At 71.2% G+C, this 24,947-nt stretch carries 22 protein-coding genes; 6 read left to right on the forward strand and 16 right to left on the reverse strand.

Annotated elements, in window-relative coordinates; translation table 11 throughout:
• Positions 1–6 precede the first annotated feature (6 nt).
• From B073_RS46965 to B073_RS0136610, 10 genes are all read right to left on the reverse strand, one after another.
• Positions 7–1,335, reverse strand: coding sequence for a DUF6801 domain-containing protein (locus tag B073_RS46965; RefSeq protein WP_324608815.1), 1,329 nt, complete (start codon positions 1,333–1,335; stop codon positions 7–9).
• A gap of 443 nt (positions 1,336–1,778) precedes the next feature.
• Positions 1,779–2,975: a M6 family metalloprotease domain-containing protein gene (locus B073_RS0136570; protein WP_018543021.1), complete on the reverse strand. Its 1,197-nt coding sequence runs from the start codon at positions 2,973–2,975 to the stop codon at positions 1,779–1,781.
• 52 nt (positions 2,976–3,027) lie between these two features.
• Positions 3,028–4,293 carry an alpha/beta fold hydrolase gene (locus B073_RS0136575; protein ID WP_018543022.1) on the reverse strand — a complete coding sequence of 422 codons (1,266 nt, stop codon included), beginning with the start codon at positions 4,291–4,293 and terminating at the stop codon, positions 3,028–3,030.
• Between the two features lie 161 nt (positions 4,294–4,454).
• Positions 4,455–5,180: a GntR family transcriptional regulator gene (locus B073_RS0136580; RefSeq protein WP_018543023.1), complete on the reverse strand. Its 726-nt coding sequence runs from the start codon at positions 5,178–5,180 to the stop codon at positions 4,455–4,457.
• Between the two features lie 44 nt (positions 5,181–5,224).
• Complete coding sequence (locus B073_RS0136585) at positions 5,225–6,616, reverse strand: aldehyde dehydrogenase family protein (RefSeq protein WP_018543024.1); 1,392 nt, start codon at positions 6,614–6,616, stop codon at positions 5,225–5,227.
• A complete protein-coding gene (locus tag B073_RS0136590; RefSeq protein ID WP_018543025.1) occupies positions 6,613–7,617 on the reverse strand; it encodes a proline racemase family protein in 1,005 nt (334 codons plus the stop codon). Before B073_RS0136590 ends, B073_RS0136585 begins: the two co-directional genes overlap by 4 nt.
• A gap of 54 nt (positions 7,618–7,671) precedes the next feature.
• The gene (locus B073_RS0136595; RefSeq protein WP_018543026.1) at positions 7,672–8,583 is read right to left on the reverse strand and encodes a dihydrodipicolinate synthase family protein; all 912 of its coding nucleotides are present in this window, start codon (positions 8,581–8,583) and stop codon (positions 7,672–7,674) included.
• 34 nt (positions 8,584–8,617) lie between these two features.
• On the reverse strand, positions 8,618–10,141 hold the full coding sequence (locus tag B073_RS0136600; RefSeq protein WP_018543027.1) for an NAD(P)/FAD-dependent oxidoreductase: 1,524 nt from the start codon (positions 10,139–10,141) through the stop codon (positions 8,618–8,620).
• Positions 10,122–10,436: a (2Fe-2S)-binding protein gene (locus B073_RS0136605; RefSeq protein ID WP_018543028.1), complete on the reverse strand. Its 315-nt coding sequence runs from the start codon at positions 10,434–10,436 to the stop codon at positions 10,122–10,124. Before B073_RS0136605 ends, B073_RS0136600 begins: the two co-directional genes overlap by 20 nt.
• 110 nt (positions 10,437–10,546) lie before the next feature.
• On the reverse strand, positions 10,547–11,701 hold the full coding sequence (locus tag B073_RS0136610) for an NAD(P)/FAD-dependent oxidoreductase (RefSeq protein WP_026248063.1): 1,155 nt from the start codon (positions 11,699–11,701) through the stop codon (positions 10,547–10,549).
• Between the two features lie 171 nt (positions 11,702–11,872).
• Here B073_RS0136610 and B073_RS0136615 point away from each other — a divergent pair, with 171 nt between their 5' ends.
• The 6 genes from B073_RS0136615 to B073_RS0136640 all read left to right on the forward strand — a co-directional run bounded on the left by B073_RS0136615 (position 11,873) and on the right by B073_RS0136640 (position 18,611).
• Complete coding sequence (locus tag B073_RS0136615; protein ID WP_018543030.1) at positions 11,873–13,627, forward strand: ABC transporter substrate-binding protein; 1,755 nt, start codon at positions 11,873–11,875, stop codon at positions 13,625–13,627.
• 13 nt (positions 13,628–13,640) lie between these two features.
• Positions 13,641–14,579, forward strand: a complete 939-nt coding sequence (locus B073_RS0136620; protein WP_018543031.1) for an ABC transporter permease — start codon at positions 13,641–13,643, stop codon at positions 14,577–14,579.
• Positions 14,576–15,562, forward strand: coding sequence for an ABC transporter permease (locus B073_RS0136625; RefSeq protein WP_018543032.1), 987 nt, complete (start codon positions 14,576–14,578; stop codon positions 15,560–15,562). Before B073_RS0136620 ends, B073_RS0136625 begins: the two co-directional genes overlap by 4 nt.
• Positions 15,562–16,569: an ABC transporter ATP-binding protein gene (locus B073_RS0136630; protein WP_018543033.1), complete on the forward strand. Its 1,008-nt coding sequence runs from the start codon at positions 15,562–15,564 to the stop codon at positions 16,567–16,569. The genes B073_RS0136625 and B073_RS0136630 overlap by 1 nt, the downstream gene beginning before the upstream one ends.
• 71 nt (positions 16,570–16,640) lie before the next feature.
• Positions 16,641–17,654: an ABC transporter ATP-binding protein gene (locus tag B073_RS0136635; RefSeq protein WP_018543034.1), complete on the forward strand. Its 1,014-nt coding sequence runs from the start codon at positions 16,641–16,643 to the stop codon at positions 17,652–17,654.
• A 246-nt stretch (positions 17,655–17,900) separates the two neighbouring features.
• Positions 17,901–18,611: an SDR family oxidoreductase gene (locus tag B073_RS0136640; protein WP_018543035.1), complete on the forward strand. Its 711-nt coding sequence runs from the start codon at positions 17,901–17,903 to the stop codon at positions 18,609–18,611.
• 153 nt (positions 18,612–18,764) lie between these two features.
• Here B073_RS0136640 and B073_RS0136645 read toward each other — a convergent pair whose 3' ends face one another.
• From B073_RS0136645 to B073_RS0136670, 6 genes are all read right to left on the reverse strand, one after another.
• The gene (locus B073_RS0136645; protein WP_018543036.1) at positions 18,765–19,415 is read right to left on the reverse strand and encodes a response regulator transcription factor; all 651 of its coding nucleotides are present in this window, start codon (positions 19,413–19,415) and stop codon (positions 18,765–18,767) included.
• The gene (locus B073_RS0136650) at positions 19,412–20,548 is read right to left on the reverse strand and encodes a sensor histidine kinase (RefSeq protein WP_018543037.1); all 1,137 of its coding nucleotides are present in this window, start codon (positions 20,546–20,548) and stop codon (positions 19,412–19,414) included. The genes B073_RS0136645 and B073_RS0136650 overlap by 4 nt, the downstream gene beginning before the upstream one ends.
• 286 nt (positions 20,549–20,834) lie before the next feature.
• On the reverse strand, positions 20,835–21,494 hold the full coding sequence (locus tag B073_RS0136655) for a formyltransferase family protein (protein ID WP_018543038.1): 660 nt from the start codon (positions 21,492–21,494) through the stop codon (positions 20,835–20,837).
• A 231-nt stretch (positions 21,495–21,725) separates the two neighbouring features.
• Positions 21,726–21,923 carry an MbtH family NRPS accessory protein gene (locus B073_RS0136660; RefSeq protein ID WP_018543039.1) on the reverse strand — a complete coding sequence of 66 codons (198 nt, stop codon included), beginning with the start codon at positions 21,921–21,923 and terminating at the stop codon, positions 21,726–21,728.
• Positions 21,923–23,161, reverse strand: coding sequence for a cytochrome P450 (locus tag B073_RS0136665; protein ID WP_018543040.1), 1,239 nt, complete (start codon positions 23,159–23,161; stop codon positions 21,923–21,925). Before B073_RS0136665 ends, B073_RS0136660 begins: the two co-directional genes overlap by 1 nt.
• Complete coding sequence (locus B073_RS0136670; protein ID WP_018543041.1) at positions 23,158–24,942, reverse strand: beta-ketoacyl synthase N-terminal-like domain-containing protein; 1,785 nt, start codon at positions 24,940–24,942, stop codon at positions 23,158–23,160. Before B073_RS0136670 ends, B073_RS0136665 begins: the two co-directional genes overlap by 4 nt.
• Positions 24,943–24,947: the final 5 nt, after the last annotated feature.

Consider the following 24,947-nt stretch of genomic DNA (forward strand, 5'->3'; position numbering starts at 1 on the left):
CGCTCACTACACCTGTCGAACGTATGCGGTGCTGGGCTTCTCGTCGGTCACGACATCGACGCCTTCACCCTGTAGCAAGCCCGCGAGTTGGCTGTCCAGATCGGCGCCACTGCCGGCCCGCGCACTGACGCCCTGTTGGCCGACCCGGTGCGGAACATGACGTGCCGGCAGGAGATTCCGGCCGTCCGTAGCCTTCCGGCCCGTGCTGCCGTGCGATGTTGCCCTACCGTCACACCTTCGACGCTGGGGGGCGGCGGCAATCAAGACCTTCCGTTGGCAACTGACGTCGCCCCTCCCGGCCTTGACACCTTCGACAGGCCGGTCGGGCTTCGGGGTGATGTACCGCTGCTCCTGTCCGTCCTCACCGGTGCGGCGGTGGTTTTTCAGCCGCGCGCCGAGGAGGAAGGCGGCGCCGCATGCGACGAGCGCACCCACGGCCAGCAGGATGAGATCCCCAGTGTCCTGCTCAGCGGTCGAGCCCTTACCGACGATCGTGGGTTCGGTCGACTTCGGCGTCGCACGGGTGGGGTTCGTCACCGTTGGGGTGCTGGAAGCCCTGGGGCTCGGATTGCCGGGCGTGGTCGCGCTGTCCTTTGCGGGCCCGGCGCCCTGTGACACCGTCGGTTTGGGAACGGCAGCGCCCACCGATCCGGTCGTCGGCCTCGGAGCAGTGGAGGCCACCGATCCGATCGAAGGGCTCGGAGTGGCGGAGGGCGCCGAGTTCGGCGTCGTGATGTCGAAGGACGCCACGACATCGCTTTGGCCGGCGTTCAGGGTGCACGGCGCATCGCCCGCCAGTGTCACGGTGCCGCTCGCGTTCTTCGCGAGGAGGTGGAGCGTGAGGCCGCCGGCGGTGACCCTCCCCTTGCCCGGATGACTGAAGGTGCGCGTGGTCGCGCTGGCGGTTGCCGTGACTTTGAAGGGACCGGATGCCGGGACGCTGGTCGTGGCCATGTGGAAGGGGACCGTGACGTCGAAGCCATTCTGTGGCGCGGCCACATGGGCCCTCGCGTCCACCGTGCCCCCGAGGGTCTTCATGCCGGCGCCGGCGAGCCACCGGGTGAAACCCGCGCCCACCGTCGCCACCGCGTTGACGGTGATGGTCTTGCTGGGCGCGCCGACTGCGACCGAATGCGGGATGTCCGAGTCGACCTCTGCTGTGAATGGCTGGTCGCCGATCATGAGAGACGAGCACGTATAGCCGAACGTACGAGAAGGCGGTTGCGCGGCAGCCGTTCCGGTTCCGATACCGCCCACCAACCCGCTTGCCGCTGCCGAAGTTGTGGCGACCGCAAGGATGATCCTCATCCTTGGCCTGCCGCACCTGATGCTCATGAGTTAGCCCCCGTCCACTGTTCGGGTGTGCGATGAGAGAACGACTCTCATTTCCTGAAGCTCGGCATGCTGCTCAGATCGCGTGCCCCGTGCGGGATCTGCGGCGCCCGGACGATTCCGTCGGCGGGGCAGGTAACGCTACTTGGAAGACGCGGCTCAGGCGGCTCTGGTTGCCTGAGGAACGTGGCGCACCGCTCGGCCACGTCCCAAACCACCTTACTGGTGGGCGACTTACAGGAATCCGCTTCACAGCTGTCTGAACTCCGGCCGGCCCGGCTCGACTTCCGCGCCGGCTCGCTGCACGACATCGGCCCCGGGAGGATCGCGGTCTCCGACGACTTCGCCGAGCGGGCCGGGCTCCAGGTCGGAGCCACCCTCGACGCCGAGTTGGGCAGCGGCGCCATGAGCAGCGACAGCGGGGCACGGCACATACGAGGCTTACGCTATGACCTGCTGAGCTTCACCACATCCCCCGCCGCGTCACCCGCGAGAACGTCGATCCTGGCGCCGCTGTCCGGGTCCGTGAAGTGTTGGCCGGGGGTGTACGCCGCCAGGTCGAGGGCGGTGCAGCCGGCTTGCGGCCCGGCGGACGGGTGGCCGTTCATGACCCGGACGGGTCCCTCACCGGTTGGGGTCGCGGAGTCGACCCGGTAGATGAGGACGCCGCGTGAGCACGCGTCCGCGTCGTGGCCCCGGGCCCTGCGGGACTCCGCGACGTACGCCGTCGTCGCCCCGGTGCGCAGTACGGCGATCTTGGTGCCGTCGCGCCGTTCCACCGGGGTCAGCCGCACGGTGCGCCGGCCTGGTCCGGCCAGGCAGGCGACCTGGGCGTCACGGGTCCAGCCGAGCTTCCAGGAGTGCCAGCCCAGGTACTGGGGCGCGGGGCCGGCGATGTTGCCCATGACGTCCCAGCCGCCGACGTACCGGTGGGTGGCGCCGGTGAAGGAGTACAGGTCGGGCAGGCCGAAGGTGTGGCCGGTCTCGTGGTCGGCGACCTTGAAGCCCCAGTGCCACAGGTCCTGGCCGAAGGTCACGGCCCACTTGATGCGGGTGCCGTCGGCGGTCACCCCGGGCGTGCCGGGGTCGTAGAGGTAGGTGGGGGAGAAGGAGATCGCGGAGGCCGCCTTGGTGGGGACGACGTAGACCATGTCGTAGCGGGAGAAGTCCGCGTACGGGTCGGCGGCGTTGATCGCGTCGCGTACGTACTTCTCGTGGGCCTCGAAGGTCAGGCCGCGCCGGAATCCGTACGAGTCCGAGGTCGCCGGCATGCGGACCCAGCGGCGCAGTGCGGTGAGGGCGAGGCGCGTGCGCCCGTAGCTGGCCGTGCGCATCCAGTCGGCGGCGGGGGCGAGTTGCGCCGCGTACGGTGCTGTGGAGCCGGTGGCCCGGGCGTCGGGGAAGTCCACGAACAGCATCAGGACGCGCCTGGTTCCGGTGGCGCGCTGGAACCGGGTGGGGTCCGTGGCGTGGCCCTCGTCGGTCCATCCGGTCCTGCCGGGCAGCGCGCAGTCGGGGGCGGGGGACGAAGGACGGTGGGTCGGCGGTGGCGCGGCGCCGTGGGCCGATATGGGGGCGGCGAGGCAGGACGTGAGGGCGAGAGCCGCGGTGACGGCGCGCAGACGTGTGGGGAGGGCGGACATGTCACTCCTGTCCTGTGGTGGGTGGGAGGAGGGGCGGTGCGGGACGAGCGGACTACGCGCGTCCGGCGGCCAGGTCCATCAGGCGGGCGAGGACACGGCCGTTGGAGGCGGTGACGCCGTCGTGCTCCCATTCGTTGGTGACCCAGGCGCGGGTGGCGCCGACTTCCCGCGCGGTGCGCAGCGAGAGTCCCGCGTCGACGTACATGTCGTCGTGGTAGACGACCGCGGCCAGGGGGACCTGGTTGGCGGCGAGGCGCCGGGGGTCGTAGAGCGGGGGCCAGTCGGTGCGCCGGGCGAGGAGGTCCGCGGCGTCCGCGAAGGGGCGCAGGCCCTTGATCTCACGGAACATCCAGGGGTAGATCATCTCTCCGGTGAGGAGGAGGGGGTCGGCGTCCTCGGTGAACTCGGGGAAGTCGGTCAGTGACCGGGCGGCGGCCCAGGCGGTCGGGCCGACCCCCTGGCCGTACAGCGTCTCCTGCATGACGGCATACAGCGGGTTGTCGACGAAGCCGGTCAGGGACTCGGCCTGGTGGAGGAAGGTGTCGGTCAACTCCCCCTCCGAGTCCAGGGATTCGTCGAGCAGCCAGTGGAGGCGTTCGAAGCCGTCGCCCATCCCGAGGACGAGGCCGAGCGTGCGGAGACGGCGGGTGGTGAGGCGGTCGCCGCCGGGCAGCCGGATGTCGTCGGACGTGAGAAGGTCGGCGATCTTGCGGAGTCGAGCGGCGTCGTCGGGGTAACGGGCGTAGAAGTCGAGGACCCGGTCCCGTACGCGGGGGTAGGTGCGGGCGTAGACGTCGTCCGCGGTCGCGGTGAGTCCGGGCAGGCCGCCGGTGACGTAGCAGGCCCGCAGGCCGTGGGGGGCCTGGGAGAGATAGGTGAGGGTGAGGAAGCCGCCGTAGCTCTGGCCGAGGGTCTCCCAGGGCTCGTCGCCGCACAGGTGCCGGCGGATCAGCTCCGCGTCGGCCACGATCGCGTCGGCGCGGAAGTGGGCCAGGTGAGCGGCCAGTTCGGACGGAGCGGCGAAGCGGGAGGCCGCTTTGGCGGTGACCGGAGTGGAACGGCCGGTGCCGCGCTGGTCGAGGAGGAGCACCCGATGGGTCTTCAGCGCCTGGGACAGCCATCCCGGTGATCCCGCCGAAGGGCGGGGTGCCTTGCCGCCGGGGCCGCCCTGCAAGTAGAGCAGCCAGGGCAGTTGGTCCTCGGCGCGGGCCGGGTCGACGACCTCACGTGCGAACACCTGGAGGGTCGGGCCGTCCGGACGGGAGTGGTCCAGCGGGACGGTGAAGACGTGATCGGTGGTGGCGGGAGCGGGGTTCATGGCGCCCTTTCACGGTGCGGCACGGCGGGGGACGGAAGCTTTGGTGAGGTGTGACATTGCATGGGTGCGCACAAGTCAGCGTGCCTCAGCCGACTGTTCCCGGGGAGCCCTCGTCCGGGCATAGCGCGGCGTTATGGAGGCCCCTTCGCTGCCTCAGCGCCTCAGGAAGAACGCTGCCCGGAGCGCTGCCTCGCCGCCCCCTTGGTCTCGGCCGGGGCAGAGCTGCCGCCGCCGGCCCACAGGGAGCGGACGTGGCCCAGGTGCCTGGCCATGCACCGCTCGGCCTTCTTCGCGTCGCCGGCGAGCATCAGGTCGAGGAGTTCCAGGTGTTCCTCGGCCGAGGGGATCAGTTCACCGCGCTCGTCGAGGGCGGTGAGCCCGTACAGGCGGGAACGCTTGCGCAGATCGCCGACGGTCTCGACGAGGCGGTCGTTGCCGGAGAGCGCGAGGAGCGAGAGGTGGAACCGCCGGTCGGCCTCCAGATAGCCGATGAGGTCGTGCTCGCGGGCGGCCCGTACGATCTCCTCGGCAACCGGGCGCAGCGCCTCCAGTTCCTCGCGGGCGGCGGTGCGGGCGACCCGGCCGACCGTGGGGATCTCGATGAGCGCGCGGATCTCGGTGAACTGGTCGAGGTCGCGCTCGTTGACCTCGGTGACCCGGAAGCCCCGGTTGCGGACGGGCTCGACCAGACCCTCGCGGGCCAGGTCGAGCATCGCCTCGCGCACGGGGGTGGCCGAGATGCCGAAGTCCTCGGCGAGGACCGGCGCCGAGTACACCATGCCCGGACGCAGTTCACCGGAGATCAGGGCGGCCCGCAGGGCGTTGCTGACCTGGTCGCGCAGCCGCTCCCGGCCGACGTTGAGGTCGCGGTGCTTCAGGTGCCCCATGGCGCTCGTGGTCCCTTCGGTCTGGTGTGGACCACCGTACAATGTCACGTTGCCTTCGACGGTGACAGGGTGTAGGTCCGGGTGGAGGTGTAGAACTCCAGCGCCGCCCGCCCCTGTTCGCGCGGCCCGTGGCTGGATGCCTTGGTGCCGCCGAACGGCAGGTGGAAGTCGACACCGGTGGACGGTGCGTTGATCCGGATCATTCCGGTGTCGAGCTGGTCCAGACCTCCCAGCGCCACGTCCAGATCGGCGGTGTGGACCGACGTGACCAGGCCGTACGGCACGGAGTTGGTGAGGTGCACGGCATGGTCGAGGTCGTCGGCGGGCAGCAGGACGGCGAGCGGACCGAAGATCTCCTCGCGCAGCAGGCGGTGCCCCGCGGGCACCTTCTCGACCAGGGTCGGGGTCGCGTACCAGCCGGGCCCGTCGGGCACCGTTCCGCCCACCACCGACTGCAGGCCCCGCCAGGCGTCGCCGACCCGGTCGCGGGCCGCTGCGCTGATGAGCGGCCCGCTCACGGTCGCCGCGTCGGCCGGATCGCCGACGGGTACGGCGTGCAGCGCCGCGGCGAGCGCCTCGCGCAGGGGGGCGAGGGCCGCGCCGACCGCGATGACGCGGCTGGTGGCGGTGCACTTCTGCCCCGCGTACCCGGCGATGGCGGCGGCGAGCTGGGCCGCCGTGCGTTCGATGTCGGCGTCGGGGAGGACGATCGCCGCGTTGAGCCCGCCCATCTCGGCCTGGACCGGGACGCCCCGTTCCGCGGCGGCGCGGGCGACGTCCCGGCCCACGGCGGTGGAGCCGGTGAAGGAGACGACGTCGGCGGTGGAGACGAGCGCCCGGCCTTCGGTGGCTCCGCCGGGCAGGAGGGTGAACACCCCGTCGGGTAGCTCCTGTTGAACGATCTCGGTCAGGCGCTGTGCACAGGCGGTGGCCTCGGGGGCGGGCTTGAGGACGACCGCGTTGCCGGCCGCCAGCGCCGGGGCGGCCTTCCAACTGGGGATGGCGAACGGGAAGTTCCAGGGCGTGATCAGTCCGGCCACGCCGTGCGGGCGGCGGCGGGTGAGCAGCAGGCCGGGGCCCGCGGCGGTCTCGTGGACGGCGCCGACGGGTTCGTAGGGGGCCTGGGCGTAGTACCGCCAGATCGCGACCGTGCGGGCGACTTCGGCCCGGGCCTCGGCGAGCGGTTTGCCCACCTCGCGGACGGCGAGTGCGGTCAGTTCGGCCGCGGCGGCGTCCAGGGCCGCGGCGACCGCGCCGAGCGCGGCCGAGCGGGCGGCCGCCCCGCCGCGCAGCCAGTCGGGCTGGGCGGTGCGGGCCCGCTCCACGGCGTCGGCCGCCCCCGGGGCGCCGGGCGCCGGAATACGGAGCAGGACATCGGCGGGATCGGCCGGGTTGTGCGAGGTGAGGAGGGGGGCGGTGTCGGTGGTGTCGGTCACAGGAGGAAACCTCCGGGGAAGGGGTCGTCCGGGTCGAGGAAGTACTGGGCGGTGCCGGTGATCCAGGCGCGTCCGGTGACGGTCGGTACGACGGCGGGCAGGGCGCCGACCGTGGTTTCTGCGACCAGACGGCCCGTGAAGCGGGTGCCGATGAAGGATTCGTTGACGAAGTCGCGGTCCAGGGGGAGTCGGCCGCGGGCGTGCAGCTGGGCCATCCGGGCCGAGGTGCCCGTTCCGCAGGGGGAGCGGTCGAACCAGCCGGGGTGGATGGCCATCGCGTGCCGCGAGTGGCGGGCGTCGGAGCCGGGAGCGGCGAGGTAGACGTGCTTGACTCCGGTGATCTCCGGCCGCTCGGGGTGCACGGGCCGTTCCGGCGAGGCGTTGACGGCGTCCATGACGGCGAGTCCGGCGGCCAGCAGGTCGTCCTTGCGGCCGCGGTCGAACGGCAGCCCCAGCGCGTCGAGTTCGACGAACGCGTAGAAGTTTCCGCCGAACGCCAGGTCGTAGGCGACCGTGCCGTACCCGGGCACCTCGACCGTGCGGTCCAGGGCGGCGCAGAAGGCGGGGACGTTGGTGAGGGTGACGGACGTGGCGGCGCCGTCCGCCACCCGTACGTCGACGCTCACCAGCCCCGCCGGAGTGTCGAGCCGGACGGTGGTGACCGGTTCGGTCACCGGCACCATGCCGGTCTCGACCAGGACGGTGGCGACCCCGATCGTGCCGTGCCCGCACATCGGGAGCAGCCCGGAGACCTCGATGTAGAGGACCCCGTAGTCGGCGTCGGGGCGGGTGGGCGGCTGGAGAATGGCGCCGCTCATGGCGGCATGACCGCGTGGTTCGTACATCAGGAGCGTCCGGAGGTGGTCCAGGTGCTCGATGAAGTACGTCCGCCGCTCGGCCATGGTGGTGCCGGGGATCACGCCGACGCCGCCGGTGATCACGCGGGTGGGCATGCCCTCGGTGTGGGAGTCGACGGCGTGGAAGACATGGCGGGTGCGCACGGGCTTCCCTTCGGTGGACGGGGTGCTCTGGTCGTCGACGAGCGGGTGACGTGGTCAGCGGTGACCGTCGGCGACGGCCTTCTGCGTGGCGGTCCGCACCGCCGCCTCGGTCTGCCCGGTGAGCGGGGAACGCGGCGGGCGGGTGGGTCCGCCGCGCCGCCCGACGATGTCCATGGACAACTTGATGGACTGCACGAACTCCGTCTTGGAGTCCCAGCGCAGCAAGGGGTGCAGGGACTTGTAGAGCGGGCGGGCCGTGGCCAGGTCGCCGGCGACGGCGGCGTGGTACAGCGTGGCGCAGCTGGTGGGGAAGGCGTTGGGGTAGCCGGCGATCCAGCCGACGGCGCCGGCCAGGGCGAGTTCGAGCAGGACGTCGTCGGCGCCGATCAACAGGTCGAGCTCCGGGGCGAGTTCGGCGATCTCGTAGGCCCGGCGGACGTCGCCGGTGAACTCCTTCACGGCGACGATGCTGCCGTCCCGGTGCAGCCCGGCCAGCGTGCCGGGGGTGAGGTCGACCTTGGTGTCGATGGGGTTGTTGTAGGCGACGACCGGTATCCCGGCGCGGGCGACCTCGGCGTAGTGGGCGCGTACGCCCGGCTCGCCGGCCCGGTAGGCGTTCGGGGGCAGCAGCAGCACCGAGCCGCAGCCCTCGTCGGCCGCCTGCTCCGCCCAGCGCCGGGCTTCGCCGCTGCCGTAGGCGGAGACGCCGGGCATGACCCGCGCCCCGTCGCCCGCCGCCTCGACGGCGGTACGGACGACGCGGGCCCGCTCCTCGTCGGTGAGGGTCTGGTACTCGCCGAGCGAGCCGTTGGGCACGACGCCGTCGCAGCCGTTGTCGATCAGCCAGCGCACGTGCTCGGCGTAGGCGTCGTGGTCGACGGAGAGATCGTCCCGCAGGGGAAGGGCGGTGGCGACCATGATTCCGCGCCACGGACGGTCGGGGTTCCAGGTGGTGGAGACGGTCATGTGAACGAAACACCTCTCTATGGAATGTGACATTTTACTGTGGGGTGTGGTCACCGGGTTCATCGGTGAGGGGCCCTGGCTCGGTGACGGCCGGTACGACCGGTGCGGCCGGGTCGTCGAGTGCGGCGAGTGCCGAGAGCGGGACGGGAGTGGCGAACGGGCGGCGTTCGGCCGACGGTTCGGCGGGGTGGCCCCGGGCCGCGAGGCAGGCCACCGCCGCACCGCACATCCGGCCCTGGCACCAGCCCATACCGGCTCGGGTGAGCAGTTTGACGGTGCGCGCGTCCCGCGCCCCGAGGTCCTCGACCGCCGTCCGGATCCGCCCGGCGGTGACCTCCTCGCAGCGGCACACGTCGGTGTCGTCGGCGAGCCAGCGCGGCCACCCGGGGCCGGGCGCGTGGACGGCGGTCATCGCGTCGGCGAAGGCGCGCATCCGGTCCCGGCGGCGCCGGAGCTCCCGGACCCGGCCGCCGTGGGCGGGGCGTCCCCGGACGCGTGCGGCCACCGCCACCGCCGCCAGTTCCCCTTCCATCCGGGCCAGTTGGGCCCCGCCCACCCCGCCGGTCTCACCCGCCGCCCACAGGCCGCGTACCGAAGTCTCCTGGAGGTCGTCCAGGGTCAGGGCCCGGGTGCCGTCGGACAGCGGGCGGGTGGCGCAGCCGAGCGTCACGGCCAGCTCGATCTGGGGGACGAGGCCGTGTCCGACGGCCAGCGCGTCGCAGGCGATCCGGCGTCCCGTCCCCCGTACGGGGCGCCAGTCGCGATCGAGACGCATGACGGTGACGGCCGCCACCCGATCCGTGCCGTGCACCTCGGTGACGGCGCTGCGCTGCCGCACCCGCACCCCGTGGCGCAGCAACGCCGCGCCGTGGACCAGCGCCTCGGCGGCCTTGTGCGGATTCGTGGCCAGCGCCCGGAGGTGGCGGGCGTAGCGCAGATAACCGGACGCCTCGACGACGGCCGGCACTCGCGCGCCGGCAGCCGCCAGCGAGGAGGCCACCGCGAGCAGCAACGGGCCGCTCCCCGCCACGACGACCTCCCGCCCCGGCAGCACCAGACCCGACTTGAGCATGGCCTGGGCCCCGCCGGCTCCCACGACACCGGGCAACGTCCAGCCGGGGAAGGGGAGTTGCCGTTCGTAGGCGCCGGTCGCGAGGAGCACCGCACGGGCCCGTACCCGCACGGGGCGCTCACCGCAGCCGTCGGCCCCGGTGACGGCGTGCACTGCCCACAGCCCGTCACCCGCCCCGCCGCCCGTGCCCTCCTCGTCGTCCTGCGTCACGCTCCACACATGATGCCCGGGAAGATGGCGGACGTCGCTCCGGGCCAGCCGTCGTCGCAGGTCGGTGTAGGCGGACCAGTCGTGGTGCAGGGCCTCGGGCCGGACGGCTCCCAGGGCGGGGGCCGGGGTGCGGTAGAACTGTCCGCCCGTCTGCGGAGAGGTGTCCAACAGGGCGACGGACAGCCCGAGTTCACCTGCCGTGACGGCTCCGGCGAGACCGGCGGAGCCGGCACCGATCACCGCGAGGTCGTACGGTTCAGACGCCGAGATCGGCACGGCCGTGTCCTTCCTGGGTGGTGATGACGTCCCCCGGCCGGGCCGGAACGAGGCAGGCCCGCCGGTTCGGCTCTCCGTTGACGGTGGCGAGGCAGTCGTAGCACTGGCCGATGCCGCAGAACGCGCCCCGCGGGCGTCCGCCGCCGCGCGTGGTGCGCCAGGCCAGGATCCCGGCTCCCCACAGGGCGGCGGCGACGGACTGGCCGGGCAGAGCGGTCACGGCGCGCCCGTCGAAGGTGATCCGGAAGGGCGGACCGGGCCGGGCCCCGACCAGTTCGGCGGGGGTACGGGCCATGGCTCCTCCTCTCATGACTCATCGGACAGTGACGTGTCGGACAGTGACGTGTCCGGCGGTGGCGTGTCGGCAGTTACATGTCGGGCGGTGGCTCATCGGACGGGCGGATTTCAGGCGGCCGGGGAGAAGCGTTCCGGCCTGAACGGGGTGAGGTCGAGCGGCGGTTCGCCACCGGTCAGCGACCGTGCGACGGCCAGTCCGGTGGCGGGGGCCAGCCCGATCCCCGCGCCTTCGTGGCCGCAGGCGTGCAGCAGGCCGGGGACGCGCGGATCGGGGCCGATGGCGGGCAGGTGGTCCGGAAGGTACGGACGGAAGCCGACGTAGGTGCGCATCGCCCGGACCCCGGCCAGGACCGGGAACAGGGCGGTGGCCTGGGCCGCCAGGCGCCGCAGCGCCTCGGGTGAGAGTGTGCGGTCGTAGCCGACCCGTTCCCGGCTGGCGCCGATCAGGACCGGCCCCGCCGGGGTGCCCTCCACCACCGCCGATGTCTGCAGCGTCGCGGAGCCACTGGCCACGTCGGCGACGTAGTCGGCCGCGTACACCTTGCGGCGCACCACGCGCGGCAGCGGCTCGGTGACCAGGACGAAGCCCCGCCGGGGCCGGACCGGCAGCGCGACCCGTGCCAGGCGGGCGATCTCACCGCCCCAGGTCCCGGCGGCGTTCACCACGTACGGGGCGTGGAGTTCCCCGGCCGTCGTCCGCACTCCCCGGATCTCGCCACTCGCCCCGGTGAGCAGGCCGGTGACCTCCTCGCCGAGGCGCAGCCGGACCTGCTCGCCGCCCGCACGCAGCAGATGTGCGGCGGCGAGCGCCGGCATGACCTGTGCGTCCTGCGGATAGTGGAAGCCCCCGGCCAGTCCGGCGGCGAGATGGGGTTCGAGGTCCGGCAGGCGGTCGGCCGGGACCTCCTCCGCCGTGACGCCCGCCCCGCGCTGCCCGGACGCGAAGTCGCGCAGCGCGGCCATCCCCGCCTCGTCGGAAGCGACGACCAGTCCGCCCTTGGGTTCGTACTCGATGTCCGGCGGGAGCTCTTGGGCCAGCTTGCGCCACAACTCGCCGGAAATCCTGGCCAGTTCGAGTTCGGGGCCCGGCTCCTTGTCGGACACCAGGAGGTTGCCCTCGCCGGCCCCCGTCGTACCGCCCGCCACGGAGCCACGGTCCAGTACGGCGACACGGAGACCGGACCGGGCGGCGTAGTAGGCGCAAGCCGCGCCAACCACGCCTGCCCCGACGACGATGACGTCTGCGGAGTTCCTTGTCAGCACCTCGGTAATATTTCACATTGCACTCTCGCCTGCCAAGGGTCCGCACTCAATTGCCCTTGGAGGGAGGTGAGTTCTGCACCGACACCTTGTCAGTGCAATTTCACATTACTATGTTACCCGTCACGCTCCAGCCAGCTCTGGCTGTCCGATCGCTTCCGGAGTGACCCACCCATGAAGAAGCGCACTTCCCGCACCTTGTCCGCCGCCCTGTCCACCGCGCTGACGGCGGCCCTCCTCCTCGGCACGGCCGGCTGTTCCGGCGGGCGGCAGGCGGACGGAGCCCACGGAAAGAACCTCGCAACGGCCAACAACGGCCGGGTCGTTGGCGGCACACCGCAGAAAGGCGGGACCCTCACCATCCTGTCCGACCAGGACCTCACCCACCTCGACCCGGCCCGCAACTGGGTGGTCAATGCGATGGATTTCGGGACCCGGCTGCTCTACCGCACCCTGGTGTCGTACAAGGCGGCCCCCGGGACCGCCGGCGGCGAGCTGGTCCCCGACCTCGCAACCGACCTCGGCACACCCTCGGACGGCGCCAGGACCTGGACCTTCCACCTCAAGCCGGGGATCACCTACGAGGACGGGACGCCGGTCACCGCCCAGGACATCAAATACAACGTGGAGCGGTCCTTCTCCCCGGACCTGCCCGGCGGCGCCGACTACGCGGCCCGCTACCTCAAGGACGCCGAGGGATACCAGGGTCCGGCCGACGGCAGGCAGCTGGACTCCATCAGGACACCGGACGACCGGACCATCGTCTTCGAACTCCGAAGGCCCTTCGCGGAGTTCCCCAACGCGACGGTGATGCCCACCTTCGCCCCGGTGCCGAAGGCGAAGGACACCGGGCCCCAGTACGACAACCGGCCGTTCTCCTCGGGCCCGTACAAGATCGAGACGTACCAGCGGAACAAGAAGCTGGTCCTGGTCCGCAATACCCACTGGGACCCCGGGACGGACCCGATACGCAAGGCGTACCCGGACAGGCTCGTCATGGTCATGGGGCTCAGAGCCAACCAGATCGACGACCGGATGGTCGCCAGCCGGGGCGCGGACGCCTCCACCGTGCCCTGGTACGCACTCCGGCCGGAGAGCGCGGGCAAGGTCCTGCCCAGGGCCGACGTCCGCGAACGGCTGCTGGCCGAGTCGATGAACTGCACCGACATGGTGCAGATGCACACCGGGCGGGCCCCTTTCAACAATGTGAAGGTCCGTCAGGCCGTGCAGTACGCCCTCGACAAGGAGGCCGTGATCACCGCCTCCGGCGGTCCCGCCTTCAACGACGTGTCCACCGCGTACATGCCCGCCGCGCTCTTCGGCGGCAAACAGCCCGACGCCCTGAGGATCCCCACCACCGGGGACGCGGCCAAGGCCAGGCAGTTGCTGAAGGAGGCCGGCAAGGCGAACGGTTTCACCACCACGATGACGGTCTCCAACGGTGACAAGGGCCGGGCCGAGGCGATCCAGCAGGCGCTCGCCAAGGCCGGCATCAAGGTCACCATCGAGACGGTCGACCCGTCCGCGTTCTACGCCACCATCGGCGACACCACCCACCGCACCGACATGGTCTACACCGGCTGGTGTCCCGACTACCCGTCCGGCTCCACCTTCCTGCCCTTCGTCTTCGACGGCCGCTCCATCAAGGAGAAGGGAAACTCCGGCAACCACTCCCTCTTCCGGGACGCCCCGACCATGCGGCGGATGGACGAGATCGCCGCCATGACCGACGCCGGGAAGGCGACCGCGGCCTGGCGGAAGCTGGACGGCGAGATCCTCGCCAAGGCTCCGGCGGTACCCGTGCTGGTGCGGCGCTGGCCGCTGGTGGTCGGGACCAACGTCGCGGGCGCATACGGGCAGACCTCCTTCGCCGGCCAGCTCGACTACGCCTCGGTCGGCCTCAAGGACCCCGCCAAGAGCGAAGGCTGAAGGGGACACCGTCATGGCCACCACCTCCGTCCCCGCCTCCACCGTCGCCCCGGCCGGCAGCGGCCCCTGGCAGCGCGCCTGGGAGCAGCTGCGCCGACGCACCTCCGTGAAGATCGCCCTCGTCGTGATCGCGCTCTTCGCGCTCATGGCGGTGGCCGCCCCGCTGCTGAGCGCGCTGGGCGGCTGGTCACCCGAGGAGTTCGACAAGACCGCCGTCGACCCCTACCTGGGCGGTCAGCCCATCGGCCCGCTCGGCGGAATCTCCGCCGACCACTGGCTCGGGGTCGAACCCGTCACCGGCCGCGACCTGTTCGCCCGGGTCGTGCACGGCGCCCAGGTCTCCCTGCTCATCGCCCTCACCGCCACCGCGATCGTCGTCGTCGCCGGCACGGCGGCCGGTATCGCGGCCGGCTACTTCGGCGGCCGCACCGACGCGGTGCTCTCCCGGCTGATGGACCTCACCATGTCCTTTCCGTCCCTCATCTTCATGATCGCGATGATGTCGGTGGCACGGGACGTCAACCGGATCGTGCTGATGACCGCCGTCATCGGGCTCTTCGGCTGGCCCGGTATCGCCCGTGTGGTACGCGGCCAGACGCTCTCGCTCAAGCACCGCGAGTACGTCGACGCCGCCCGCGTCGGCGGCTCCGGCCCCTGGCGGATCCTCACCCGCGAGGTCCTCCCGGGCGTCGCCGGACCGGTCATCGCCTACACCACCCTGATCATCCCGGGGATGATCGCCACCGAGGCGGCGCTGAGCTATCTGGGCGTCGGCGTCCGCCCGCCCACCCCCTCCTGGGGCCAGATGATCGCCGAGAGCGTCGCCTTCTACGACACCGACCCCATGTACTTCGTCATCCCCAGCAGCTGCCTCTTCCTCACCGTGCTCGCGTTCACGCTGCTCGGCGACGCGCTGCGGGACGTCCTGGACCCGAGGGGAAGCCGCACATGATCTCCTACGCCGGCCGCCGGCTGCTCAGTGTGATCGGCGTCCTGATCGCCGTCGCCGCCGTCACCTTCGTCATCTTCTACGTCCTGCCGTCCGACCCGGCGGCCGCCGCCTGCGGCAAGTCGTGCAGCACCGCACGACTGGCGGCGATCCGAGCGCACATGGGTCTCGACCAGCCGCTGTGGCGACAGTTCACCGACTTCGTCACCGGCATCTTCACCGGCCGCACCATGGGCAGCGGCCAGTACACGCTGCACTGCCACGTCCCGTGCCTGGGCTACTCCTACGAGAACAGCGCGGACGTCTGGGACCTCCTGATGGACCGTCTGCCGGTCTCCGCCTCACTGGCTCTGGGCGCCGCCGCGATCTGGCTCGTCCTCGGGCTGTCCGCGGGGGTCGTCGCGGCCCTGCGCAAGGACACCCTCACCGACCGCGCTCTCATGGTCGGTTCCGTGGCCGCCGCCTCGCTGCCGGTCTACTTCACCTCGATGATGCTGATCTACGGCGTGATCCGGATCGCCGGCCTGCTGCCCTACCCGAGTTATGTGCCCTTCGGCGACGACCCGCTGCACTGGGCGTCGAACCTGCTCCTGCCCTGGCTGGCCCTGGCCGTCCTGTACGTGGCGATGTACGCGCGGCAGAGCCGCAGTTCGATGATCGAGACGATGGCGGAGCCCTACATCCGCACCGCCCGCGCCAAGGGCCTGCCGTACCGGACCGTCGTGGTCAAACACGGCCTGCGGGCCGGCATGACACCCCTCCTGACCCTCTTCGGCATGGACCTGGGCGGGCTGCTCGCCGGCGCGGTGATCACCGAGTCCCTCTTCGGGCTCCCCGGCGTCGGACGGCTCTTCTACGGTGCCCTCTCCAGCGGCGACCAGCCGGTGATCCTCGGCGTGACGCTGCTGGCGGCCACCTTCATCGTCCTCGCCAACCTGGCCGTCGACCTGCTGTACGCCGTCGTGGACCCGCGAGTGAGGTACTGATGAACGCCGCCCCCGACACCCTCCTGCGCGTACGGGACCTGACGGTCACCTTCGCCACCCCGCGCGGTCCCGTACGGGCCGTGGACGGCCTCGACTTCGAGGTACGGCGGGGGGAAACCCTCGGCATCGTCGGCGAGTCCGGCTCCGGCAAGTCCGTCACCTCCCTGGCCCTGATGGGACTGCACACCGGCGCCTCGGTCGGCGGCTCCATCACGCTGGACGGCCGGGAACTGACCGGCCTGGCGGAGCGCGAGCTGAACCGGTTGCGCGGCCGGAAGATGGCGATGATCTTCCAGGACCCGCTGTCCGCCCTCCACCCCTACTACACCGTGGGCGAGCAGATCGCCGAGCACCACCGCGTGCACTTCGGCACCGGCAGGCGAGCCGCCCGTGCGCGTGCCGTGGACGCGCTCGCCGAGGTCGGCATTCCCGAGCCGCGACGCCGGGCGCGCGACCACCCGCACCAGTTCTCCGGCGGCATGCGCCAGCGCGTGATGATCGCCATGGCCCTGGCCTGCGAACCCGACCTGCTCATCGCGGACGAACCGACCACCGCCCTGGACGTCACCGTCCAGGCACAGATCCTGGAACTCCTCGCCCGGATCCAGGAGGAGCGGCAACTGGCCGTCATCATGATCACGCACGACCTCGGTGTGGTCGCCCGTGTCGCCCACGAGGTCCTGGTGATGTACGGAGGCAGAGCCGTCGAACAGGCCGACGTGGACACCCTCTTCGCCACACCGGCCCACCCCTACACCCGCGCCCTCCTCGACTCCCTGCCCCGCCTCGACGACGACGGCGACGCACCCCTACGGGCCATCACCGGCAGTCCGCCCTCCCTGCTCACCCCCGCCCCCGGCTGCGCGTTCGCGCCCCGCTGCCCCCGACTCGCCGGCGCGGCCCCCGAGGAGCGCACCCGCTGCGAGACCGAGCGCCCCCACCTCACCGGCCCGCCCGGCCACCCCGCGGCCTGCCACTTCCCCACGCACAAAGGCGAAACCTCATGACGCCCACAGAACCGCCCACAGAACCGCCCACAGAACCGACTACTGCATCGCCCACTGAACCGCCCACCGAAATGTCCACCGAACCCCTCCTCTCCGTACGGGACTTGAGCATGACCTTCCCCGGGCGACGGCGGGCCGCCGCCCCGGTCCGGGCCGTCGACGGCATCACCTTCGATGTGTCCGCGGGCGAGACGCTGGGACTCGTCGGAGAATCCGGGTGCGGCAAGTCCACCACCGGCCGCCTGATCGTCCGCCTCCTGGAACCCACCGCCGGATCGGTCACCTACGACGGCCGGGACATCAGCCACCTGTCACAGCGCGAACTCAAGCCACTCCGCAGGGACCTGCAGATGGTCTTCCAGGACCCGCACTCCTCCCTCAACCCGCGCCAGACCGTGGCTCGGATCATCGCCGACCCCCTGCTCGTTCAGGGCACTCCGGCAGCCGAGGCACGGGCGCGTGCCGCCGAGTTGATGGAGCGGGTGGGGCTCATCCCCGAACACCTCGACCGCTATCCCCACGAGTTCTCCGGCGGTCAGGCGCAGCGCATCGGCATCGCCCGCGCCCTGGCCACCGGCCCCCGCCTGGTCGTCGCCGACGAACCCGTCTCCGCCCTCGACGTCTCCGTCCAGGCCCAGGTCGTCAACCTCATGGCGCGGCTGCAGCACGAACTCGGCCTGGCCTACCTCTTCATCGCCCACGACCTGTCGGTCGTCAAGCGGGTGTGCGACCGGGTCGCCGTGATGTACCTCGGCCGGATCGTCGAGATCGGCCCGAAGGCGCAGGTGTACGCGGCCCCCGCGCACCCCTACACACGCGCCCTGCTCTCCGCCGTCCCGGTACCCGACCCAGCCGTGGAACGAGCCCGCGCACGCGTCTCCCTCCTCGGCGACCCTTCCCCGGACTCCCCGCTCCGCTCCCGCAGGCAAGTCCCCGACCGCCCGGCCACCCACCCACCGGGCTGCGCCCTCCGCCCGCGCTGCCCCAAGGCCCAGGGCATCTGCCACACGGACACCCCCACACTGCGCCCACTGAAGCCGAACACAGCCCACCAGGCGGCCTGCCACTTCCCGGAAGCGTCCTGACGGGCCCGAACGTGGGCGTCCAGGCCGGTCGCGTGGCCATCTGCCCGCTGACCGTGAGCTGAGCTGCGTCTCGGCCCACGGTCAGTGCATGCTCGGACTCGGTGCGGAACGGGGGTGCGGAGCCGGCGGGTTGGGAGGGGTGTCACCATGGGTGCACGACCGTATCCATCCGAGGCGACAAGGCGACAAGGCGACAAGGCGACGGGGCGAGCAACGTCCCGAAAACTGTGGAGGTTCGAAGAGCGCATGCACGACGTTCTGGTCACCGGTGCCAGCAAGGGCATCGGGTTGGCGGTTTCCCGGCAGTTGGCGAAGGCAGGGTACGGGGTCATCGGTGTGGCCCGGAGTGCGCCGGAGGAGGAGTTCCCCGGCACGTTCCTGCGGTGCGATCTCGCCGATGTCGAGGACACCGCGCGCATGCTCAAGGAGGTGACCCGAGGGCATGCGGTGTGTCGGGTGGTCAACAATGCGGGTATCGCCCAGCCACAGCCCATCGAGGAGCTGGACCTGACGGTCTTGCAGCAGGTGGTCGACTTGAACCTGCGTGCTTCGGTTCAGATCGTCCAGGCACTGGTGCCGGTGATGCGTGCGCAGCGGTTCGGCCGGATCGTGAACATCACGTCACGGGCGACGTATGGGGCCAAGGACCGCACGTCCTATGCGGCGGCCAAGAGTGCGCTGGTGGGTTGCACGCGGTCGTGGGCGTTGGAACTGGCCCCGGACGGCATCACGTCCAACGCGGTGTCGCCCGGCCCGACCGCGACGGAGTTGTTCCGCCGTGCGCGGCCGGTCGGCAGCGAGGGCGAGCGACGGGCGATCGCGTCGATCCCGATGGGGCGCCTGGGCACCCCCGACGATGTCGCCGCGGCCGTGACGTTCTTGCTCTCCGACGAGGCGGGCTTCATCACCGGCCACGTCCTCGACGTCGACGGCGGAAGCAGCCTGGGCGGCCGCTGAAACGACGTGGCCTGACGCGGGCACGAGTACGAGTCGAAGGCTTTGATCTTCTCCTTGGTGGGGGTCCGTGGTGGTGCCGGTCAGATACGGGAACTTGTCCTTGGGGCGCTGTTTGGCGATCTGCCGGTGGCGCGACGATGATGGGCCGCGGCTTCAGCCCGCCAGCCCGGCGTCCCTGGCGCACAGTGCCGCCTGTACCCGGTTGTCCACCTCAAGGGCTGCCAGGATGCGGCTGACGTGCGCTTTCACCGTGCTCTCCCGCATACCCAGCCCGGTGGCGATCTCGGCGTTGGACGCACCGTCGGCCAGGAGCCTGAGCACATTGGTCTCGCGCGGCGTCAGGCGCTCCACCCGGGCCCGGGCGGCGGCCGAGGCGCCGCGTGCCGTGTGGTGATGGTGCTCGATGAGCCGTCGGGCGGCGGAGGGGTGCAGCATGGCCTGCCCCTCGGCGACGACCTCGACGGCCCGGATGATGTCCGCAGGGTCGGTGTCCTTGAGCAGGAAGCCGACCGCGCCGGCGGCCAGTCCGTCGTAGACGTACTGGTCCAGGTCGAACGTCGTGAGCATCACGACCTTGGGTGGATCGGGCAGCGCGACCAGCCGTCTGGTGGCCTCGATCCCGTCCATGTGGGGCATCCGCACGTCCATCAGCACGACGTCCAGGCGCTGCGTGCCGGCCCGTTGGACGGCTTCCCGGCCGTCGGATGCCCGTGCGGCGACGGTGATGCCTGGTGCGTCCTGAAGGATGTCGGCGAGCGCCGGCCGCACCAGGACGTCGTCGTCGACGAGCATCGTCCGGATCACGCCGGCTCCCTGCTGCGCTCGTCGTCGAGCGGGATGGTGGCGGCCACCTGCCAGCCTCCTGATTCCGTAGGGCCGTACTCCAGCCGGCCGTTGAGTGCGGCCACCCGCTCAGCCAGTCCCACCAGGCCGTAGCCCGAACCCTCGGGCGCGGCCTCCAGCGAGGCGCCGGCGGGGTTGCGGATCGCCACCGTGGACTGCGGCGGGCCGTAGCGCACCTCAAGCTGTGCGGTCGCTCCGGCGGCGTGCTTACGGGCGTTGGTCAGGGCTTCTTGCACAAGTCGGTGGATGGCCAGACGATGACTGGCCGGTACGGAGTCGGGGTGGCCCTCAAGGACCGCTTCGATCTGCTGTCCGGCCGCCCGCGCCTCGTCGATCACTGTCGACAGTGCCGGCAGACCGGGGACCCGTGAGGCTTGCCTCTCGCCAATGTCGTGGCCGCGCAGCACGCCCAGCACGTCGCGCAGATCGCCGAGCGCTTCGGTGGACGCGGTGCGCAGCAGGCCGATCCGGTCGGCCACCGGCTCGGGGAGTTCGGCGGCCCGCCGCTTGAGGGCACCGGTGTGCAGGGCGATGACCGTGAGCCGGTGGGCGAGCACATCGTGCATTTCGCCGGCGATCCGGGTGCGCTCCTCCAACCTGGCCTGTTCGGCGCGGAGTTCTCGTTCCACCCGCAGACGGTCGACCTGTTCGGCGAGCGAGGCGACGTGCCGGCGGCGGTTGCCCGTCCACAGCCCGATGATCACAGCGAGCAGCAGCACCAGCAGCGGCCCGTATTTACGGGTCATCCACAGGCTGCTCCCCGGATGCGCCAGCGAACTTCCGATCATCGCGACCACCACGCACAGCCCCTCGAAGAGGAACCGGCCCTGGGCGACACGGTAGAAGAACACGATCAGGAGCGGGAAGAACAGTCCCAGCAGCAACGCGCCGACCATGGTGCTCACCAAGGCGAACACCGGCCAACGGCGCCGCAGCAGGACCGAGAGCGTCAACGCCACGGCCACCCCGACGCGGGGGCTGAGCAGTGTGGCACCCGCACCTACATACGCCTGTTGCACCGTTCCCGCGCCGACGACGCAGATCATCAGTGCCTCGGCCCACCACGGCCAGCCCCGGCCCTTCAGCTTGTTCACCAGATCAGCATGGGTACGCAACTTGTCTCCCGCATCGGCTGGTTGGCGGTCAACACCCCCTACTTTCGTACGGGGTGACCGCAGCGGAACGGCCGATGGAACACCTTCGGTCGCTGCCTGGCGTCGGGAACACGAACCAGGCACCGGCTACCCCCGGAAGCCGCCCGTTCCCTGCACACCACCGGCACGGTCGCCCCCAGCGGTAGGCGCGGCGGGCCCTGACCAGCGCGGGCGGGGGGAATCGCGCTGTCAGGGCCCTGGCTGTCTGTGGGCGGGGGTTGCGGTTTCAGGGAGTGTGGAGCGCCCACTTGTTGCCGTTGACGGGGGTTGTGCCGGGGAGGGCTATGAGTTCGGGTTTGAAGAGGGGAGGCGCGTCCATGGCGGGTTCCCAGGTTGCCAGTTTCTCGTCCTGGGGGACCTCGATGCGGCGGTCCTCGGCGAGGTCGGTGACCACCCGTACCAGGAGGCGTACGCCGAGTGGGGCCAGGTGGTCGCGCCAGAGGCTCTGTGCGGTCGAGTTCGGGGGGACGAACAGGTGCTCCTGCGCGGCGATCGGGCCGGCGTCGGTGCGTTCGGTGAGGTGGTAGACGCTTCCGCCCGTCACCTTGTCACCGTCGCGGATCGTCCACCGGATCGCGTCCCGGCCGCGGTGCAACGGCAGCAGGCTGGGGTGGTAGCCGATGGTCGCGACGTTGGCCCTGGCGCGTGTCCGGCGGCCGATGAAGGCGTGCGAATGCGCGGCGACGATGAGGTCCACCCCGTCCGGGATGTGCATCGCGCGCAGTTCCGCCGAATCCGTCCATTGGATGCTCCTGGGGTACGCCCAGGAGCGCAGGCGGTCCCAGGACAGCGCATTGCTGTCGTCGGAGTGGCCCTTGCGCAGCCGGGGGGCGGCCGCACCCACGATCTCGTGGCCTTCGTCGCACAGGGCCTCCGCGACCTGCACCGCGAATGCTCCTTGTCCTGAAATGTAGATCTTCACTCGCGCTCCCGGCGGTCGCTGGTCGGGTGTCTGTTCAGTACGGCTGAGAGAGCGCTCCACCAAGGCACGGGAACGGCCGATCGATCGCGGTTCCGGTGTCCGGTGCGTTCTCGTGTGAGGGGCGTCGTCGTCGGTCGGTGTGGCCGGGCTCCGGGGGCCGGGTGCGGGTGGTGCGGCGCCGGCCCCCGGAGCGGGTCAGGGCGTCGGTGTCGGCGCCATCGGCGTGAAGTGCTGTTCGACGTAGTCCAGGGCGCCGTCGCGGGCGGTGGCGGTGTGGACGATCCGCCAGCCCTCGGGCACCTTCAGGTGCGGCCGCCACAGTGCGTGCTGTCCGCCGGCGTTCGCCACGACCAGCCAGTCGCCGTCGCCGCCGTCGAAGGGGTTGCCGCTCATCAGTCGACCTCTTTCGTCGCGGAGTGGTCGGGCCGGAACCGCACCGGCAGCGTGGAGAACCCGGTCAGGAAGTTGGACCGGATGGGCAGCGCCTCACCGGTCTGCTCGAAGCCGGCGGTGAAGTCCCGCAACGCCATGAGCAGTTCGGCGATCTCCACCTTGGCCAGGTGCGAGCCGACGCAGAAGTGCGGTCCGTAGCCGAAGGCCATGTGCTTGTTGGGGGTGCGGCCGAGGTCGAACGTCCCGGGCCGGTCGAAGACCCGCTCGTCGCGGTTGCCGGAGGCGTGCCAGAGCGTGACGATCTCGCCCGGCCGCAGCCGTACGCCGTGCAGTTCGGTCTCGCGGACGACGCTGCGCCCGAAGTGCAGGGTGGGGGAGGCCCAGCGCAGCACCTCGTCCACGGCGGTGTCGATCGCGACCTCACCGTGCTTGAGCCGCCGCCACTCCTCGGGCCGGGCCGCGAGGGTGTGGATGCTGTCGATCATCGTCAGCCGGCTGGTCTCGTCGCCGCCGATGATGAGGCTGTAGCAGTTGAGCACGATGTCCTCGTCGGACAGCGGCACACCGTCGATGGAGCTGCCGATGAGCATGCTGATCACGTCGTCGCCCGGCGACTCGCGCCGCTCCTCGACCATGTCCATGAAGTACAGCAGGATCTCGTTGCGAGCCATCTCGGAGTCGACCTCGTCGACGTCCTCGGCGTCGGTCGACAGCGCGGTCTTGGTCTGCGCGAGCAGGTATTCCCGGTCCTGCGCGGGCACACCGAGCAGGTTCGAGATCGTGTTCATCGGGATCCGGCCGGCGATCTGCTCGGCGAAGTCGCAGCCACCGGCCTCGACCGCCTCGCGGATCAGCTGCCGGGTGTTGACCCGCACCGCCGCCGCCACCTCGCTGAGCACCCTCGGCGAGAGCACCCGCTGCAGGATCTTGCGCAGCTCGTGGTGCCGGTGCCCGTCGGTGACGGCCAGCATCCGGCCGGCACCGGCGTCACCGCCGCCGAGCAGGGTGACGAGCACGTTGCCGCGCTCGGAGGTGAAGTGCACGTCGTCCCGGTAGGCGGCCAGGATGTCCTCGTGGCGGGAGAGGACCCAGAAGCCGCGGCGGCCGTCGGCCGGCGGGTTCCAGTGCACCGGTGCGCTGTCCCGCAGGTGGCGCCAGAACCCGTCGAGGTCGTGCTTCGCGAACGTGCCGGGGTCGCCCAGGTCCACGGTGTCCAGTGCTGGTGTGGTCACGGTCACCAGTCCGTACGCCAGAGCCGACGCGGCTGGAACGGGTAGGTGGGCAGCGGCACGCGGTGGCTGGCCTCCCCCTGGTGCAGGGAGCCGAAGTCCACCCGCTCGCCGTTCACCCAGGCCGCGGCGAGGTCGAACAGCGCCTGCCCGTCCTGGCCGGACGGCACGATCCCGCCGTCGGTGCGGCCGAGGGCGGACACGTCCACCTGCGGTGCGGCGCCGGTCGCGGCGGCCAGGCCGCGGGGGGCGTCGGCGGACAGCGCCTCGATCAGCTCCGCGCGGCTGCGGACCACGGCCGCCCAGCGGCGGCCCATCACCTTGCGGCCCAGGTTGAGGCTGTAGCAGACGTCGTCGAGGCGCAGGTCGGGGTTGGCCACCAGCCAGTCCTTCAGCCGTGCGCGCTGACGCGCCAGCGCCTCGTCGTCCAGTGCGGACAGCGTGGCCAGTCGCGGCCGGTCGGCGACCTCGGGGGTACGCGCGGCGAGGGTCGGCGGCTCCTCCAGCACCAGGTGCGCGTTGTAGCCGCCGCCACCGATGGCGGTGGCGCCCGCGCGGCGGATGCCGGACTCCGGCTCCCAGTCGGCGAGTTCGAGCTGCGGTACGAACGGGGTGCTGGGGAAGTCGATGTCCTCGTTGACGTCCGTCAGGTTGATCGTCGGTGCCAGCTTCTGGTGGTACAGCGCCATCGCGGCCTTCGCGGCACCGAAGCCGCCCGCCACCACACCGCCGTGCCCGACGTTGCCCTTGACGCCGCCGATCGAGCAGGTGCCGGTCTGCTTGCCGAACGCCATGCTCACCGCGTGCACTTCGAGCTCGTCGGTCATCGGCAGACCGAGGCCGTTGGCCTCGTACATGGACACCGTGTCCGGGGTGACGCCACCGACCTCCATGGCGTTGGCGATGCACGCGCTCAGCCGCTCGGGCTGGGCCAGACCGTAGGCCACCGCACTGACACCGTTGTTGTTGATGGCCGAACCCTTGATCACGGCGTAGATGTGGTCGCGGGCGGCGACGGCCTCGGCCAGCGGCTTGAGCAGCATCGTGACGACTCCGCTGGAGAGCACGGCGCCGGTGCCGTTGGCGTCGAACGGGCGGGTGTGGCCGTCCCGGGACAGGATGCGGTTCTCCTCCCACAGATGGCCGCGCGGGTGCGGCAGGCGGACCATCGCGCCACCGGCTATCGCCATGTCGGTCTGGCCGAGCAGCAGCGACTGGCAGGCCAGGTGCACCGCGTAGTGGAAGCCGGCGCAGGCGGTGGTGACGGTGACGGCCTCACCGGTCAGCCCCAGGTAGTACAGCGCGTTGGACGTCATGGTGTCCGGCGACCACGCCAGGCCGTGCTCGATCGCCTCGGGGCCGACCGACACCCGGTCCGGCGGAGAGCTGTAGAGGGCCGCGGTCTGCGGGTTGTTGGCGCCGTAGACGCCCACCTCGCCGCCGACCCGGTCCGGGTCGTAGCCGCCGTCCTCCAGCGCCTCCCAGGCACTCTCCACGAACAGCCGGTTCTCCGGGGTCATCGCGGCCGCCATCCGGTCGCTGATGCCGAACACCGACGGATCGAACGCGTCGTACCCGTCGAGCACCCCGCAGGCCGGCACGTAGAACGGGTTGTTGATCAGCGTCTCGTCGACGTTGATCTCGTCCTTGGACAGGAACCGCACGGACTCCCTGCCGTGCACGAGGTTGTCCCAGAACTGTTCCTTGGTGCGGGCACCGGGCGACTTGCACGCCATGCCGATAATGGCCACGTCGCCCGGGTCGTAGTCCTGCTCTGGACTGTCGGACATGAAAG

This window comes from Streptomyces sp. MspMP-M5 (assembly GCF_000373585.1).
In the GTDB taxonomy this organism is placed as follows: Bacteria; Actinomycetota; Actinomycetes; order Streptomycetales; family Streptomycetaceae; genus Streptomyces.

Coding starts and splice junctions, on each gene's coding strand:
- B073_RS46965 (WP_324608815.1), bottom strand. CDS start 1,335: ATGAGCATCAGGTGCGGCAGGCCAAGGATGAGGATCATCCTTGCGGTC.
- B073_RS0136570 (WP_018543021.1), bottom strand. CDS start 2,975: ATGTCCGCCCTCCCCACACGTCTGCGCGCCGTCACCGCGGCTCTCGCC.
- B073_RS0136575 (WP_018543022.1), bottom strand. CDS start 4,293: ATGAACCCCGCTCCCGCCACCACCGATCACGTCTTCACCGTCCCGCTG.
- B073_RS0136580 (WP_018543023.1), bottom strand. CDS start 5,180: ATGGGGCACCTGAAGCACCGCGACCTCAACGTCGGCCGGGAGCGGCTG.
- B073_RS0136595 (WP_018543026.1), bottom strand. CDS start 8,583: ATGACCGTCTCCACCACCTGGAACCCCGACCGTCCGTGGCGCGGAATC.
- B073_RS0136605 (WP_018543028.1), bottom strand. CDS start 10,436: ATGGCCCGTACCCCCGCCGAACTGGTCGGGGCCCGGCCCGGTCCGCCC.
- B073_RS0136615 (WP_018543030.1), top strand. CDS start 11,873: ATGAAGAAGCGCACTTCCCGCACCTTGTCCGCCGCCCTGTCCACCGCG.
- B073_RS0136620 (WP_018543031.1), top strand. CDS start 13,641: ATGGCCACCACCTCCGTCCCCGCCTCCACCGTCGCCCCGGCCGGCAGC.
- B073_RS0136625 (WP_018543032.1), top strand. CDS start 14,576: ATGATCTCCTACGCCGGCCGCCGGCTGCTCAGTGTGATCGGCGTCCTG.
- B073_RS0136630 (WP_018543033.1), top strand. CDS start 15,562: ATGAACGCCGCCCCCGACACCCTCCTGCGCGTACGGGACCTGACGGTC.
- B073_RS0136635 (WP_018543034.1), top strand. CDS start 16,641: ATGTCCACCGAACCCCTCCTCTCCGTACGGGACTTGAGCATGACCTTC.
- B073_RS0136640 (WP_018543035.1), top strand. CDS start 17,901: ATGCACGACGTTCTGGTCACCGGTGCCAGCAAGGGCATCGGGTTGGCG.
- B073_RS0136660 (WP_018543039.1), bottom strand. CDS start 21,923: ATGAGCGGCAACCCCTTCGACGGCGGCGACGGCGACTGGCTGGTCGTG.
- B073_RS0136670 (WP_018543041.1), bottom strand. CDS start 24,942: ATGTCCGACAGTCCAGAGCAGGACTACGACCCGGGCGACGTGGCCATT.